General features: G+C 72.6%; 17 protein-coding genes. 5 read left to right on the top strand and 12 right to left on the bottom strand.

Translation table 11 applies throughout. The features are described 5' to 3' along the window. Positions 1 to 13: 13 nt before the first annotated feature. Complete coding sequence (locus JQN84_RS24795) at positions 14 to 1,522, bottom strand: MFS transporter (protein ID WP_281898429.1); 1,509 nt, start codon at positions 1,520 to 1,522, stop codon at positions 14 to 16. A 123-nt stretch (positions 1,523 to 1,645) separates the two neighbouring features. Between JQN84_RS24795 and JQN84_RS24790 the strand changes: the two genes are divergently transcribed. Next, complete coding sequence (locus JQN84_RS24790; RefSeq protein WP_204960960.1) at positions 1,646 to 2,035, top strand: YybH family protein; 390 nt, start codon at positions 1,646 to 1,648, stop codon at positions 2,033 to 2,035. 24 nt (positions 2,036 to 2,059) lie between these two features. Here JQN84_RS24790 and JQN84_RS24785 read toward each other — a convergent pair whose 3' ends face one another. From JQN84_RS24785 to JQN84_RS24765, 5 genes are all read right to left on the bottom strand, one after another. Next, positions 2,060 to 2,944, bottom strand: a complete 885-nt coding sequence (locus JQN84_RS24785; RefSeq protein WP_204960959.1) for a fructosamine kinase family protein — start codon at positions 2,942 to 2,944, stop codon at positions 2,060 to 2,062. After that, the gene (locus JQN84_RS24780; protein ID WP_204960958.1) at positions 2,941 to 3,585 is read right to left on the bottom strand and encodes a hypothetical protein; all 645 of its coding nucleotides are present in this window, start codon (positions 3,583 to 3,585) and stop codon (positions 2,941 to 2,943) included. The genes JQN84_RS24785 and JQN84_RS24780 overlap by 4 nt, the downstream gene beginning before the upstream one ends. Before the next feature lie 84 nt (positions 3,586 to 3,669). Next, complete coding sequence (locus JQN84_RS24775; RefSeq protein WP_204960957.1) at positions 3,670 to 4,908, bottom strand: hypothetical protein; 1,239 nt, start codon at positions 4,906 to 4,908, stop codon at positions 3,670 to 3,672. Positions 4,909 to 5,016: 108 nt separating this feature from the next. Continuing rightward, a complete protein-coding gene (locus JQN84_RS24770; protein ID WP_204960956.1) occupies positions 5,017 to 5,598 on the bottom strand; it encodes a nucleotidyltransferase family protein in 582 nt (193 codons plus the stop codon). Positions 5,599 to 5,641: 43 nt separating this feature from the next. Beyond that, entirely contained in the window at positions 5,642 to 6,208 is a 567-nt protein-coding gene (locus JQN84_RS24765) for a kinase (RefSeq protein WP_204960955.1), read from the bottom strand. Positions 6,209 to 6,333: 125 nt separating this feature from the next. Between JQN84_RS24765 and JQN84_RS24760 the strand changes: the two genes are divergently transcribed. The 3 genes from JQN84_RS24760 (at position 6,334) to JQN84_RS24750 (ending at position 8,672) form a co-directional block, all read left to right on the top strand. Continuing rightward, on the top strand, positions 6,334 to 6,774 hold the full coding sequence (locus JQN84_RS24760; protein ID WP_204960954.1) for a YkvA family protein: 441 nt from the start codon (positions 6,334 to 6,336) through the stop codon (positions 6,772 to 6,774). A 392-nt stretch (positions 6,775 to 7,166) separates the two neighbouring features. Next, complete coding sequence (locus tag JQN84_RS24755) at positions 7,167 to 7,742, top strand: hypothetical protein (RefSeq protein ID WP_204960953.1); 576 nt, start codon at positions 7,167 to 7,169, stop codon at positions 7,740 to 7,742. A 246-nt stretch (positions 7,743 to 7,988) separates the two neighbouring features. Then, positions 7,989 to 8,672, top strand: a complete 684-nt coding sequence (locus JQN84_RS24750) for a lytic polysaccharide monooxygenase auxiliary activity family 9 protein (protein WP_204960952.1) — start codon at positions 7,989 to 7,991, stop codon at positions 8,670 to 8,672. A gap of 104 nt (positions 8,673 to 8,776) precedes the next feature. Here JQN84_RS24750 and JQN84_RS24745 read toward each other — a convergent pair whose 3' ends face one another. Both JQN84_RS24745 and JQN84_RS24740 read right to left on the bottom strand, forming a co-directional pair. Next, a complete protein-coding gene (locus JQN84_RS24745) occupies positions 8,777 to 9,298 on the bottom strand; it encodes a PspC domain-containing protein (protein ID WP_204960951.1) in 522 nt (173 codons plus the stop codon). Further along, positions 9,295 to 9,618: a PadR family transcriptional regulator gene (locus tag JQN84_RS24740; protein ID WP_204960950.1), complete on the bottom strand. Its 324-nt coding sequence runs from the start codon at positions 9,616 to 9,618 to the stop codon at positions 9,295 to 9,297. Before JQN84_RS24740 ends, JQN84_RS24745 begins: the two co-directional genes overlap by 4 nt. A gap of 147 nt (positions 9,619 to 9,765) precedes the next feature. On the opposite strand from JQN84_RS24740, the gene JQN84_RS24735 reads away from it, so the two are divergent. After that, positions 9,766 to 10,587 (top strand): ABC transporter ATP-binding protein, encoded by an 822-nt coding sequence (locus tag JQN84_RS24735; RefSeq protein WP_281898445.1) that lies wholly within the window; start codon positions 9,766 to 9,768, stop codon positions 10,585 to 10,587. A 3-nt stretch (positions 10,588 to 10,590) separates the two neighbouring features. On the opposite strand, the gene JQN84_RS24730 is transcribed toward JQN84_RS24735, so the two are convergent. From JQN84_RS24730 to JQN84_RS24715, 4 genes are read right to left on the bottom strand one after another with little or no spacing between them, the layout of a single operon-like run. Further along, positions 10,591 to 11,403, bottom strand: coding sequence for an ABC transporter ATP-binding protein (locus JQN84_RS24730; protein WP_204960949.1), 813 nt, complete (start codon positions 11,401 to 11,403; stop codon positions 10,591 to 10,593). Next, entirely contained in the window at positions 11,400 to 12,434 is a 1,035-nt protein-coding gene (locus tag JQN84_RS24725) for a FecCD family ABC transporter permease (protein WP_204960948.1), read from the bottom strand. Before JQN84_RS24725 ends, JQN84_RS24730 begins: the two co-directional genes overlap by 4 nt. Next, a complete protein-coding gene (locus JQN84_RS24720; protein ID WP_204960947.1) occupies positions 12,431 to 13,471 on the bottom strand; it encodes a FecCD family ABC transporter permease in 1,041 nt (346 codons plus the stop codon). The genes JQN84_RS24725 and JQN84_RS24720 overlap by 4 nt, the downstream gene beginning before the upstream one ends. Next, a complete protein-coding gene (locus tag JQN84_RS24715; RefSeq protein WP_204960946.1) occupies positions 13,471 to 14,508 on the bottom strand; it encodes an iron-siderophore ABC transporter substrate-binding protein in 1,038 nt (345 codons plus the stop codon). The genes JQN84_RS24720 and JQN84_RS24715 overlap by 1 nt, the downstream gene beginning before the upstream one ends. Positions 14,509 to 14,529 lie beyond the last annotated feature (21 nt).

Raw genomic sequence — 14,529 nt, 5'->3', positions numbered from 1 at the left:
GGCGACACCGTACCTACGGCCGCGTGGGACGCGGTGAGGGGATGAGCACCCAGGCCAGCACCGCCGCGCCGAGGGTCAGCGCCGCGGCGAGCGACGAGGTGACCTGCACGCCGGTGATGAACGCGTCCCGCGCCCCGGCGGCGGCCTGCGGCGGCAGCACCTGCAACGCCGAGCCCAGCGAGTCACGGACCCGGGCCGCGTCGGCGGCCGGCAGACCGGACGGAACGCTCACCGCGTGCCGGTAGACCAGTGACAGCAGGGAGCCCAGCACCGCGATGCCCAGCACCACGCCGAGTTCGTTGGCGGTCTCGGTGATCGCCGAGACGGAACCGGCCTTGCGCGGGGGTGCGGCCGAGATGATGGCGTCGCCGGTCAGGGTCATCGCCAGCCCGATGCCGAGGCCGATGGGCACGAGCGCCAACCCGAGCCACAGGTACGGCGCGTGCGCGGCGACCGCCACCCCGGCCAGCCCTGCGGCGGCCAGGCCCAGGCCGAGCGCGATGGCCCGGCCCCGGCCGAACCGGGCAACCACCGCGGCGATGATCACGACGACGACGATCGAGGCCAGGGTCGCGGGCAACTCGGCCAGGCCCGCCTGCAGCGGGCCGAACCCCCTGGCGAACTGGAGGTACTGCGAGAAGAAGAACAGCATGCCGACCAGCGCGAAGATGGCGATGACGTTGGCGACGACCGCCCCGAGGAACGCCGGGTTGCCGAACAGCTCGACGTCGAGCATGGGCTGTTCCAGCCGCCGCTGCCGCCGCACGAACAACACCCCGGCGGTCACGCCGACCAGCAGGCAGGACACCGTCACGCCGTCGACGCCAGCCCCGACCACGTGTTTGACGGCATACACCAGCGGCACGACCGCCGCCATGGACAGCACCGCGGAGAGCACGTCGAAGCGGCCCGGTCGCGGGTCGCGGGACTCCGGGAGCAGTAGCACGCCGGAGACCACCACCAGGACCATCACCGGCACGTTGATGAGGAACACCGAGCCCCACCAGAAGTGCTCCAGCAGGAACCCGCCCACCAGTGGCCCGACCGCCGACCCGGCGCCGAAGGCGGTGGACCAGATGGCGATGGCCCGGGTCCGTTCCCCGCTGTCGGTGAAGATGTTGCGGATCAGCGACAGGGTGGACGGCATCAGCGTCGCGCCGGCCACGCCGAGCAGCAGCCGGGCCCCGATCAGCGCCGGTGCGCTGGGGGCGAACGCGGCCAGCAGCGACGCCGCGCCGAACGCCACCGAACCGACCAGCAGGACCCGCTTGCGCCCGAACCGGTCGGCCAGGTTGCCCATCAGCACCAGCAGCCCCGCCAGGGTCAGCGAGTAGACGTCACCGATCCAGAGGACCTGTTCCGCGGTCGGCGTCAGGCTCGCGGTCAGCGCCGGAACCGCCAGCGAGAGCACCGTCCCGTCGACGGCGAGCAGCAGCACCGCCGCGGCCAGCACGGCCAGTGCCGCCCACCGGCGGCGGGTGGACAGCACCGGAGCGGAAACCGGGGTCGAGGACGTGATCACGCCGGAACTGTACCGACCAGCCGGTACAGTTCGTCAGGGTGACCTGCCGCACCCCCGGCTGCCGGCCCGTCGGAGCGCGGGCAACCCGGGCACGGGGACCGGTCGGGTGGCAGGGTGGGGCACATGGACAGGAAGCAGGTCGACGACTGGCTCGTCGGTTACGAGCAGGCCTGGCGCACGCCGGGTACGGACACCCTGGTCACGCTCTTCACCGAGGACGCGAGCTACCAGCAGGGGCCCTATCTGACCCCCGTGGTGGGCCTGCCGGCCATCGCCCGGATGTGGGAGGAACAGCGCGACGGCCCCGACGAGGTCTTTCGGATGACCAGCACGGTCGTCGCGGTCGACGGCGACACCGCCGTGTCCCGCCACGAGGTGCACTACGGCGACCCGGTCACGCAGGAGTACCGCGACCTGTGGGTGATGCGCTTCGCCGACGACGGCAGGTGCCGGTCGTTCGAGGAATGGCCGTTCTGGCCGGATCGGCAGCCGCCCGGGGTGCCGCAGTCGTGACGGGGAGCGCCGGGCCCGGGTCGGTCAGGCCCGCGACCGGAACGGGGCCAGGGTGGCCCGGATCGTGTCGGCGGCACCCCAGTCGTCGTCGAACTGGGCCAGCACCGCCAGGTGCTGCCGCAGCTGGATGATCGGCATCCGGTCCCGCCAGTCGGCGTCGAGGCCGGTCAGCTCGGCGTAGACGGCGAAGAACCGATCCGACTCCGGTGGGGCCGCCGTGGTCCACAGGTGCGCCAGGTCCACCTCGGCCCACAGGTACGACACCGCCGGGTCGATCAACGCCGCCCGCCCCGACCCGTCGGACAGTACGTTCTGCGACCACAGGTCGCCGTGCGTCAGGCAGGCCGGCCGGTCCGGCAGCAGCTCGGGCAGCCGGGCACACAGCCGTTGCACCGCGGCCCGGTCGGCGGCGTCGAGCGCGGCCCGGACCCTCGGCTCATCCAGCCAGCGCAGCAGGCGGTGCTCGGCGAAGAAGGTGAAGCCGTCGTCGGCCCAGGTGTTGACCTGCCGACGACGCCCCAACCAGTTGTCCCGGTGCCAGCCGAAGCGGGGGTGGACGGTGCTGGTGTGCAGATGCGCCAGCGCGTGCGCGAACCGCTCCCAGAACGCCCCGTCCGGCGGCCTCGGCGACAGCAGCGACAGCACCAGCAGTTCGTGGTTCGCCACGAGCACGTCGGGGGTGGCCAGCCCGCCCTGCTCCCGCAGGGCCGTCAGCCCCTCGGCCTCCGCGCCGAAGGCGTCGCCGCCGGGGGCTTCGGCGAAGGTCTTGACGAAGACCGGCGGCGCGTCCCTGCGGTGGGCGATCCCGGCGAGCGCGGCGAGGCCACCGTTCACCGGCTCGACGGTGACGACGTCACCGATCCCGGCCCGCAGCAACCGTTCGGCGAGCAGTTGCGTCGCCCCGGTCACCCGCCGGTGCCCTCCTCGGCACCGTCGTGCTGGTCGCCGTCCAGATAGACGTGCTGGTGGCCGTGGCCGGCGTCGACGTTGACCTGATCGAGTTGGGTGGCGGCGACGGACCAGCCGGCGGCGGCCTGCTCCGCCTGCCGTTTCGCCAGTGCCGTCAGCGCCGCCCGCTGCGCCGGTGGCCCGGTGACCGCGAGCAGGTACGACTCGACGGCCAGGGACGTCTGTTCCACCGCGCCGCGCAGGCCACCGCGCGCCACGTTGGTCGCCGTGCTGCCCGACGGCGGGTTGGCGAACGGCTCCGCCGCCCGCAGCAGGGTCTGCTGCCACTGGCGTGCCTGCTGCGGGTCGGCGGTCGGCTCGGCCCGCAGGGCGTCGAGCACGGGGGTGATCTCGTCGCGGAGGCGTCGGGCGGTGGCCGTCAGCTCGGTGATCTGCTGGGCGTCCCGCTTCGCCTCGGCCCGGCGCAGGTCGGCGATCGTCGACTCGGTGGCGTCCGGTCGACCTACCGCATAGCCGATGCCGCCACCGACGAGGGCGACGACGAGCCCGATCGCGGCGACGACGGCGAGCCGGGACAGCCGGCGGCGGGGCGGTGGCGACGCGGCCAGCAGATACGAGGGCCTACCGGTACGACGCGACACGTCATCTCCCTGCTCGACGGGGACTGGTCGCAGCATAGTGCCGTCCGGCGGGCGGCGGGTCGGCCGTTTGTCGACCCGCCGGGGTCACCACAGCGCCACCACGGCATCGGTGCCCCCGTGGTGGCGCAGCACGGTCTCCGGCGTCGGATCGTGGCGCAGCAGCGTGTCCCGGACGAGGTCGGTGCCGGCGGCAAGATCGTCGAAGACCGCGATGTCCACGCTGACGGCGTGGATGACGTAGCCGCCGGAGGCGTCCCGGCGCATGCTGCTGCCGGTCTGCTCGGCGTGGCCCAGTCCCCGGTCGCGCAGCGCCCGGTCGAGGTCGCGGGTCACCGTGGTGGCGTACCCGCGTGGATCGGGCCGTCCGCCGACCTCCAGGTGCAGGCTCAGCCGGTGGCGGCGGGCCGCGCGCAGCGCACTCGGGCCGAACCACCGGGCGACGAGGGAGCCCTGCGCCGCGCCGGTGACCGTTTCGAGGATCCAGCAGACCTCGGCGGGGTTCGCTGGTTCGGCGAGCCCGCGCAGGAGCACCGGATGCCCGACGCCGGCGGCGGCGAGCACCCGGCCGGTCTGCGCGGCCAGGCTCAGGTCGCGGCCGGCGACGGCCCGGGCCGGCAGGTCACCGAGGGCGTCCGGCGCCGACGCGGGCACGGCGTCGGTGACGGTACGCCCGGCGTCGGCGAGCAGGTCACGCCAGGCGTCGAACGGGAACTCCGACTCCGGTCCACGCAGGCTGTAGAGCGTGAAGTCGCCGCCCTGTTCCTCATCCTGCTCGACGGTCCAGTTGCCGGCGTCGTCGCGCTGCCAGGTGACGCCCCTGCCGCGCCCGTCGCACCGGTACAGCCAGGAACGGACCGTCGGCCAGTAGGCGGCGGCGTCGGGGCCGGTTCCGAAGGCGGCGGCCAGCAACGGGGTGACCGCGTCGAGGTCGTCGTGCTCGCCGAGCAGCACGAACCGGCTGGCCAGCGCCAGCAGCGGGCCGGGATGCGGCAGGTCCGGGTCCCGCAGGGCGACGGCCCGGGCGATCAGGTCCAGTTCGTCCCAGCGCAGGGCGTGCGGGAAGGGGTGCGCGTCGTCGTCCCAGCCGAGCTGCAGCGGCTCGGTCACACCGGGCGGGCACACCCCGAGGTTGACCATGCCGAGATCGATGTCGATCTCCAGGACGAGGGTGTGACCGTCGCCGACGTCGGCGGTCAGCGTCCACCCGGGATGGTCCTCCCAGCGCTCGTCGTCGTCATCACCGTCATCGCCGTCGCAACGGTCGTAGGCCGACCAGAACGACGGGTCTTTCAGCAGGTCACGCAGGTCCGCGGGGAGAGGCACGCCGGGCATCGTACCCAGCCACCCTGACGTTTCCCCGGGTCGGTTCGGCACACCGCCGGGTGCGGATCCACGACGGCGGGGAGGGGACAGGCACCCTCCGCGACCCGCTCACCGACGGTCGGGGTCGACCACCCGTACGCCGGGCCAGCGTGCCACCGGACGCTGGCGGGCGAGCCGACGTCGGGACACCTCGCGGTCGGCCCGGGTCGGGTTGTGCCGCCACACCCCGTCGAGCAGGTCGTCCAGGCCGTACGGCGCGCAGACGGCGATCGTGTCGTCGGCGCGCAGGCGTACCGCGACGGCGGTGGCGTACTCGGGCCAGGTGGCGACCGCCTCGGCGATCGTCCGCAGCGGGGCCACCGGGTCGCCGCCGAACGTCGCCGGGTACCAGGTGTGCACGGCGGCCTGGTTCTTCGCCTCCCACGGCGGCTGCGGCCAGGCCGTCACCAGTCGCGCGGTGGCCCGGTCGTCGTTGGCACGGGTTAGGTCCGTCGGGTCGAGGAAGACCACGTCGACGTCCCGTACCGACGACGGTTCGAAGCCGTCGCCGTAGCGGCGGCCCCAGACGAGGTCCCGCACCACCCCTGCCCCGATCCACGCGTCGGGTAGGCCGGTGTCTCGGACCACCCGCAGCGCCCGCATCAACCACCCGCTGCCGCGGAGCAGGTCCCGTAGTTCGTCCTCGCGCACCCGACCAGCCTAGGAGCAGCGCGTGGACGGGGACGGTGGGTGGTCAGGGCCGCACCGGGAGGAAATCGGCGTCGCCCCCGGTCAGGGGCAGCCCGGCGGTGGCGGCGATCCGCCGGACCGCCTCCTGAAGCGGGGTCGTCTCGGGCAGGACCATCTCGTCGTCGTATCCGAGCAGGTCACGCGGGGTATACCAGCCCCGCATGTCGTCGGCGGTGAACTCGGTGGCCTGCGGACGCGTCTCGTGTCGTCGCAGGGTCTCGGGCAGCGACACGTCGAGATAGACGAACACCGTCCTGCCCCGGTGGCCGTCGCGCAGCGCGGTGAGCATCCGCCGGTACCGGGCGGTGTGGAGGATTCCTTCGAGGATCACGTGGTAGCCGTGGTCGAGGGCCAGCCGGACCGTCTGCCCGATCAGGGTGGGCGCGAGCCCGCCCGGCCTGTCCCGTTCCCGTAACACGACCCGCCGCAGGTAGTCCTGCTCGACCAGGGCGCAGCCGCGACCGTGCCGCAGCCGCATCTGCCGGGCGATGCTGCTCTTGCCCGCCCCGGAGTTCCCCCGGACGGCGATCAGGATCGTCCGGTCGCTGCCGGTCGGGATCACCTCGTCCATCGCGGTGGTCCTCCCCGGGGGTCGGCCGGTCGGCCACCGGCGTCACGTCGACCGGTGGGCCCGCCGGGACTCTGCGACGATGCCCTGGCCGCGCGGGCGGGTGCGGCGGAAGGGGGGCGGCGCGGATGGTCGCGGACATCCTGGTCGGTGGCGCGGTCGCGGTTGCGGTCTCGTGGGTGGCGTTGCTGGTCGGTCTGCTGATCGTACGACCGCAGGGCCCGTTGCTGACCGAGGCGCTGCGGGTCCTGCCCGATCTGGTGCGGCTGCTGCGGCGGCTGGCCGGGGACAGGACCCTGCCGCGCGGCGTCCGGGTACGCCTGGGCCTGCTGCTGGCGTACCTGGTCGTCCCGGTCGACCTGATCCCGGACTTCGTCCCGGTCCTCGGGTACGCCGACGACGCGATCCTCGTCGTCGCGGTGCTGCGCTCGGTGGTCCGCAGGGCGGGTGTCGGGGCGCTACGCCGGCACTGGCCGGGTACGGAGGACGGTTTCGCCGCCCTGTGCCGACTGACGGGCGTACGCCATGCCGGCAGCGACCACGGCCCGGGCGACGCCGGCCCCGGATGACGGGCGCGGCCGTTCACCGGATGACGGGGCGTGGGGAATCGATTCCGGCACTCTCACCTGCGGAGACGATCGGGCGGAACCCCCGCTGACACCCGTCAATGTTGCAAGAGCGGCTCCAGACGTGTTGGAATGGCTCATATCGCCGCAGCACGGGGGCAACCGTGCTGAGCACGGCCACAGCACGGGAGCACCGCGGTACGGGTCGCACGCCATCCTGGCGGGCACCGGCACGTCACCGCGCCGGGCCATCGCCCTGACGACGGGCATTCCGCCGGGCAGGCATCCGCACCTGCCATGCGCACCCCTGGCACATGTCCCCGACGACGGCGCGTTCGACGCCCCGGGCCACGGACGGTCCGCCAGCATCAGAACCGGCGACGAGGTGAGAAGCGATGAGTTCCGCTGAGAGTTCCGCGTGGTACCGGCACCGCCTGGTGTGGATGGCGGTGATCCTGCTGGTGGTGTCGGTCGGCACGGTCGTGCTGGCCAACCGGGGCGGCACGAGTGGGCAGCCGGCGGACCTGCCGGCGCAGATCACGGCCCGGATGCGTACCACGCTGGAGCGGGCGGACCCGGCCCAGCACCAGCATGCCGGGCACGACGCCCAGCAGGGTGCCGGCGCGGAGAAGCCGCCGGTGATCTGCGGGGTCCGCGTCTACGGCTACGAGCCGGCCGGGGCCGCCACGTTCGCCGACGTCAAGACGGTGTACGGCTTCCACCTGTGCGGGATCGCCGAGCAGAAGCGCCCCTGGGACGTGGCGGTCAAGCTGGCCGGCCCGCTGATCATGGACATGTCCACCGATCCCCCGGGCATCCGGGTCGTCGAGGCGACCGCGGAGGTCAGGTTCGTCGACCGGCTGCGGGAGATGTTCCCGCCCGCGTACGCCACGATGGCGCAGCAGGAGTCGCTCGGCGCGACCGAGATGGCCGACCTGCGTCGCCGCTACGACGCCGCCGCCAAGCTGTGACGCCCCCGGCGGCCTAGCGGTCGTCTCCGGCCACCGGACCGGCACCCGATCTGCGGTGATGCCGTGTCCCCGGTCCGTCGTGCCCGTCGACCGATCCGATGATCCCGGACAGCTCGACCAGATCCGACAGCTCGATCCAATCCGACTAAATATCGATCAACATTGATATTTGTAGCTATTGGTGCCACAGTGGATTCGGGAGCATTCGCCTCCCGATGTCTCGTACCGACGAATGGAGGATGAACAGTGCGTTCACACCAGTCCGACCAATCCGGCGGACGTCCCCGGTCCACCGTCCGCCGGTCCCTCCAGGCGCTCGTCCTGATGTTCGCCATGGTGGTCGGTACGCTGCCCATGACCAGCCCCGCCCAGGCGCACGGGACGATCATCAACCCGGCGACCCGGGCGTACCAGTGCTGGCAGACCTGGGGCAGCCAGCACACCAACCCGGCCATGCAGCAGCAGGACCCGATGTGCTGGCAGGCCTGGCAGGCCAACCCGGACACCATGTGGAACTGGATGAGCGCGTTGCGCGACGGCCTGGCCGGCCAGTACCAGCCCAGCACCCCGGACGGGCAGCTGTGCAGCAACGCCCTGTCCCGGAACAACTCGCTGAACAAGGCCGGGGCGTGGAAGGCGACCACCGTCAGCCGCAACCTCACGGTCCAGATGTACGACCAGGCCAGCCACGGTGCGGACTTCTTCCGGGTCTACGTCACCAAGCAGGGGTTCAACCCGGCCACCCAGACGGTCGGGTGGGGCAACCTCGACCTGATCACCACGACCGGGCGGTACGCGCCGGCACAGAACATCTCGTTCAACGTCTCGATCCCGTCGTCGCGTTCCGGGAGCCACGTCCTGTTCTTCATCTGGAAGGCGTCGCACGCGGACCAGACCTACATGTGGTGCAGCGACATCAAGATCGCCTGATCGACGACGCGCCACTCATCCGGCCCAGGGCTGCCCGCCCTGGGCCGGGTCCGCTTCCGGGCCGGCCGGGCCCAGCGCGGCCCGCAGGCCCCGCCGCCCCCGGCTCAGCCGGGTCGGGGCGCGTCCCGGCGGCGTTCGTAGTCGGCGACCGTCGGGACGACGGGAAGCACGAACAGCCCGACGAGGTACGCCACGGCGAGCAGCCCACCGGTGACCAGGGTCAACAGCAGCACGACGGTACGCACCCAGTCGACATGGAATCCGCCGTACGCCGCGAGGCCGAGACAGACGCCGCCGAACCACCCGCCTTCGCTGATCCGGCACCAGAACCGGCCGCGTACCGCTCCCCCGACCTCGGCCGGCACGGGGTGCGCCGGCCGCACCGGCCCGATTTCGGCCAGGATCGCGGTCATCCGGGCACCGGTCACCGGGTCGCCGTCCGGATCCAGCCGGTCGCCGACGGCGGCCTCCAGGTCACGCACGATCTCGTCGGCGTCCGGGTCGCCGCGCAGCGCACGTCGGGCGTCGTCGAGATACCCGCGCAGGGCGGCGTACGCCTCGCGGGTGGCGGGATAGGCCGCGGCGTGCCCGGTGAGGCGGATGGCGGTGGGCTCGTCCATGGTCATCGTCCAACCGAATCGATCATGCGGGTCAGGTCGTTCCAGTGCTCCCGGAACGCGGCGAGCCGCTGCCTGCCGGCGTCGGTGAGCAGGACGTACTTGCGGGGCGGCCCGGACGGCGACTCCCGCCACTCGTGGTGCACCAGCCCGTCCCGCCGGAGCTTGCTCAGCAGCGGATACAGCGTGCCCTCCTGAGCGGGGAAGTTCACCTCCCGCAACGCGGCGAGGATCTCCGCCGCGTAGCGCTGCCGGGACTCGACGGCGGCGAGCACGAGCGGTTCGAGCAGGCCGCGCCGCAACGCGACGAGCATCGGGTCGACCTGCATGCCGCTACCTTGCCACAGCAAGGTACCTGTTGCAATGTTGGTTGTTCGGGCAGGGCCCGTCCCACCCCGGGAGATCCGACCGGGCTGACCTCGGAGCTGTTGTTACGGTTTCCGCATGCTGCCCGACCGCCGCCCCACGGTTTCCCCGTGACCGCGCCGCCGGTGCTGCGGGTGACGGACGCGGCCGTCGTCCGCGACGGCAGGCCGATCCTGGCCGAGGTCTCACTGACGGTACGGGCCGGCGAGCACTGGGCGCTGCTCGGTGCGAACGGGGCGGGCAAGAGCACCCTGCTCAGCCTGCTCGGGGCGATCACCCACCCCACCCGGGGCACCGTCGAGGTGCTGGGTCACCGGCTCGGCCGGGTCGACCTGCGGGAGCTGCGTTCCTCCGTCGGCCACGTCAACCCACGGCACGACCCGGGTGCGCCACTCACCGTGCACGACGTCGTGCTCACCGGGCTGACCAACACCAACGACCGGGTTCCCCGGTGGGCGCCGACACCGGAGCAGAACGCCGAGGCCGACCGGCTGATCGGCCTGCTCGGCCTCGGTGAGCGGCACGGGGCCCGGTGGCCCACCCTCTCGCAGGGGGAACGGGGCCGCACGCTCATCGCCCGCGCGTTGATGCCCAGGCCCCGCCTGCTGCTGCTCGACGAACCCGCCACCGGCCTCGACGTCGCCGGCCGGGAACAGCTCATCGAGCGGCTCGACGCACTCCAGCAGACCTACCCGCAGCTCGCGTCCGTCCTGGTCACCCACCACCTGGAGGAGCTTCCTCCCGGGACGACCCACGTCATGCTGCTGCGCGACGGACGCCCGCTGGCGTCCGGCCCCGCCGACGAGGTCCTCACCGGCGACCAGGTCAGCAAGTGCTTCGACCATCCGATCCGCCTCACCCGCACCGACGGGCGGTGGAGCGTGCGGGCGAACCGTCCGACCGTGCGTCCGGATGGTCCGCCGGGTCGGTGAAGGTCAGGCGCGGCCGGCCGTGACGTGGTGGCGGCCGATCGGCAGCATCAGCGGCCGACCGGAGACCGGATCGACGATGACCCGGCTGTCCAGGCCGAAGACCGCCCGTACGCACTCCTCGGTCAGCACCTCGGCGGGCGGCCCCGCCGCGTGCAGGCCACCGTCGGCCAACGCGACGAGGTGGCCCGCGTAGCGGGCCGCCATGTTCAGGTCGTGCAGCACCATCACGATGGTGGTGCCGCGCGTCGCGTTGAGGTCGGTGAGCAGGTCCAGCACCTCGACCTGGTGACTGACGTCGAGGAAGGTGGTCGGCTCGTCGAGCAGCAGCAACTCGGTCTGCTGGGCGAGCGCCATCGCGATCCACACCCGCTGGCGTTGGCCGCCGGAGAGTTCGTCGACCGACCGGTCGGCCAGGTCGGCGGTGTGGGTGGCGTCGAGGGCGGCGGCCACCGCGCGGTCGTCGTCCCCGCTCCAGCGGGACAGCAGCCGCTGGTGCGGGTTGCGGCCCCGGCCCACCAGGTCGGCCACGGTGATGCCCTCCGGCGCGATCGGCGACTGGGGCAGCAGGCCGAGGGTGCGGGCCAGTTCCTTGGCCGGCATCCGGTGCACCTGCCGGCCGTCCAGCATGACGTGACCGGTGCGCGGGGCGAGCAGTCGCGACATCGACCGCAGCAGCGTCGACTTCCCGCACGCGTTGGCGCCGACGATCGCGGTGATCCGGCCGGGCGGGACGAGCAGGTCGAGTGATTCGATGACGACCCGGTCGCCATAGCCGACGGTCAGTTTCTCGGTCGTCAGGGCGTGGTCGGTGGTCACAGCGAGCCTCCGGCGCGGTTCGTGCGGACGAGCAGGTAGATGAGGTACGGGGCACCGAGCACCCCGGTGATCACCCCCACCGGGAAGCGGATGTCGAAGGCGAACTGGCCGATGAAGTCGGCGACCAGCACCAGCAGCGCGCCGACGAGGGCGGACGGCACCAACGGCGAGCCGCCGGCCCCGACCAGCCGGGCGGCGATCGGCCCGGCCAGGAAGGCCACGAACGCGATCGGCCCGGTGGCCGAGGTGGCGAACGCGATCAGGCCGACGGCCGCGACGATCGAGACCAGCCGGGTACGTTCCAGCCGGGTGCCGAGCGCCGCGGCGGTGTCGTCACCGAGTTGCAGCATGGTGAGGTTCCGGGCCTGGCTCAGCAGCACCGGGCCGAACAGGGCCAGCGCGGCCAGCACCGGAACGACCTCGTCCCAGGTGGAGCCGTTGAGGCTGCCGTTGAGCCAGCGGGTCGCCGCCTGCAGGTCCCACTGGCCGGCCTGGTTGAGGATGTAGGCGGTGGCGCTGTTGAGCATGGCGGCGATGCCGATGCCGATCAGCACGAGCCGGGTGCCGGCCACCCCGTCGGTGAACGACAGCAGGTAGATGAGTACGGCGACGCCGAGCGCGGCGACGATGGCGAAGACCGAGACGCCGGTCTCGCCGAGGCCGAGCACGATGATGCCGAAGGCCGCCGCGGCGCTCGCCGCCGAGCTGATGCCGATGATGTCGGGGCTGGCCAGCGGGTTGCGCAAAATGGTCTGGAAGGTGACGCCACCCATGCCGAAGCAGAGCCCGGTCGCCAGGGCCAGGACCGTGCGGGGCAGCCGGAGTTCACCGACGGTGAACGAGGCACCCGGCACGGTGTCGCCGAGGATCACCCGCAGCACGTCGCCGGCCGGGTAGAAGGTGCGTCCGACCATCAGCGAAACGACGACCATGGCGGCCACCGCCACGGCGAGGGCGGCGAGCACCGCGCGGCGTCGTCGGTTGCGCCGGACCCGGCCGTGGGTGACGGCCTGCAGGGTCGTGGTGCTCACAGTTCGCGTACCTTCTGCCGGCGGACGATGTAGATGAAGAAGGGGGCGCCGATCAGGGCGGTGATGATGCCGGCCTCGATCTCGTCGGGGCGGTTCACCACCCGTCCGGTGACGTCCGCGACGGTCAGCAGCGCCGCGCCGACCAGGGTCACGAACGGCAGCAGCCAGCGGTGGTCGAGCCCGACCAGCAGCCGGCACAGGTGCGGGACGATCAGGCCGACGAAGGCGATCGGCCCGGCGACGGCGGTGGCCGCGCCGCAGAGCACCACCGCGCCGGCGGCGGCGATCCCGCGCACCAGGGCGACGCGTTCGCCCAGACCGGCGGCGAGGTCGTCGCCGAGCGCGAGGGAGTTCAGGGCCCTGGCGCACAGCAGGCAGACGGCCAGCCCGGCGAGCAGGAACGGCAGGACCTGGCCGATGCTGTCCCAGCTGGCCCCGCCGACGCCGCCGACCTGCCAGGACTGGAAGTTCTCGGCGATGTCGCCACGGGGCAGCACGACTGCGGCCACCAGCGACGCGAGGGCGGCGGAGGTGGCCGCCCCGGCCAGGGCGATCTTGAGCGGGGTGGCGCCGCCGCGGCCGAGCGAGCCGACCGCGTAGACGAACAACGCGGACACCGCCGCACCGGCGATGGCGACCCAGATGTACGCGGTGGCGGTGTACAGGCCGACGGTGGCCATGCCGACGGCGATGGCCAGCATCGCGCCCATGTTCACCCCGAGGATGCCCGGGTCGGCGAGCGGATTGCGGGTGACGCCCTGCATCACCGCGCCGGACAGGGCCAGCGCCGCACCGACGAGGGCGGCGAGCGCCGTACGGGGCAGTCGCTTGACCACGGCTGCCTGGTCGAGGGTGTCCTGGGTGCCGCCGAGCGCGGCGGTGATGTCGGCCCAGCCGACGATCCGGGAGCCGAAGGCCACCGACGCGAGCAGGGTGAGGACCAGTGCGCCGAGGACCACCAGGAGCCAGGTCAGGCGGGTCCGGGCCGGACGTCGCCGCAGGGAGACGTCCGGCCCGGATGTCGTCGGACCGGTCATCAGAGCTTGTCGGCGGCTTTGCCGAGCAGGTCGACGTAGTCCTTGAGGACGTACGAGACGCCGAGCGGGGTCGGGTTGGCGGCGGTGGCGACGGGGGTGCTGCCGGGCAGCGAGACGAAGGAGCCGCGCTTGATCGCGGGGATCTTGGACAGCAGCGGGTCCTTCTGGAGGGTGGCCAGGGTGGTGCCGTCGGCGTCACCGTAGGTCACGATGATGTCCACGTCGCTGAGGTTCTGCACCTGCTCGGCGCTCTGGGTGAGGCTGAACTCCTTGGTGGTCGCGGAGGCCTTCGCGATGCTCTCCGGGTGGGTCATGCCGAGGTCGGTGAAGAACTGGGCCCGGGTGTCGTTCGTGGTGTAGAAGCTGATCTTGCTGAGGTCCGTCGGGTCGAGGTGGGTCAGGAACATCGCCGAGCGGCCGGCCAGCTTCGGGTAGCGGGCGGCCTCGTCCTTCATCTGCTGCTCGATCTTCGCGATCAGCGCGTCGCCCTCGGCGGCCAGGCCGAGGGCCCTGCTCTCCAGCGTGATGCTGTCGCGCCACGACGTCGCCCAGGGCGCCTGCGGGTACGCCACCACCGGCGCGATCTTGCTCAGGGTGTCGTAGTCCTGCTTGGTCAGGCCGGAGTACGCGGCCAGGATCACGTCCGGCCTGGTGTTCGCCACCGCCTCGAAGTCGATGCCGTCGGTCTCGTCGAACAGCACCGGGGTCGACGCGCCGAGTTCCTTGAGCCGCGCGGCGTCCCAGGGCAGCAGTCCGTCGCCGTCCTCGTCGCCGAAGTTGGCCTTGGCGTAGCCGACCGGGACGACACCGAGGGCGAGGGGCACCTCGTGGTTGGCCCAGTTGACGGTGGCGACCCGCTCGGGCTTCTTCGCGATCGTGGTGGTGCCCAGCGCGTGGGTGACGGTCAGCGGGAAGGTCGCCGCCGCGGCGCCGGACGCGGCGGGCGTCTCCCCGACGTCGGAGGACCCGCCGCAGGCGGCGAGGGCGAGCGCGGTGGTGGCCGCGACGATTCCGGCGAGCAACCGGGAGGGGCGCATGCGGAGTACTCCAACTCACAT

Origin of the sequence: Micromonospora humidisoli, assembly GCF_016900955.1 — a bacterium.
In the GTDB taxonomy this organism is placed as follows: Bacteria; Actinomycetota; Actinomycetes; order Mycobacteriales; family Micromonosporaceae; genus Micromonospora; species Micromonospora wenchangensis.
Note: the sequence above shows the minus strand (reverse complement) of the source record. Positions and strands in the feature narration are given on the sequence as shown.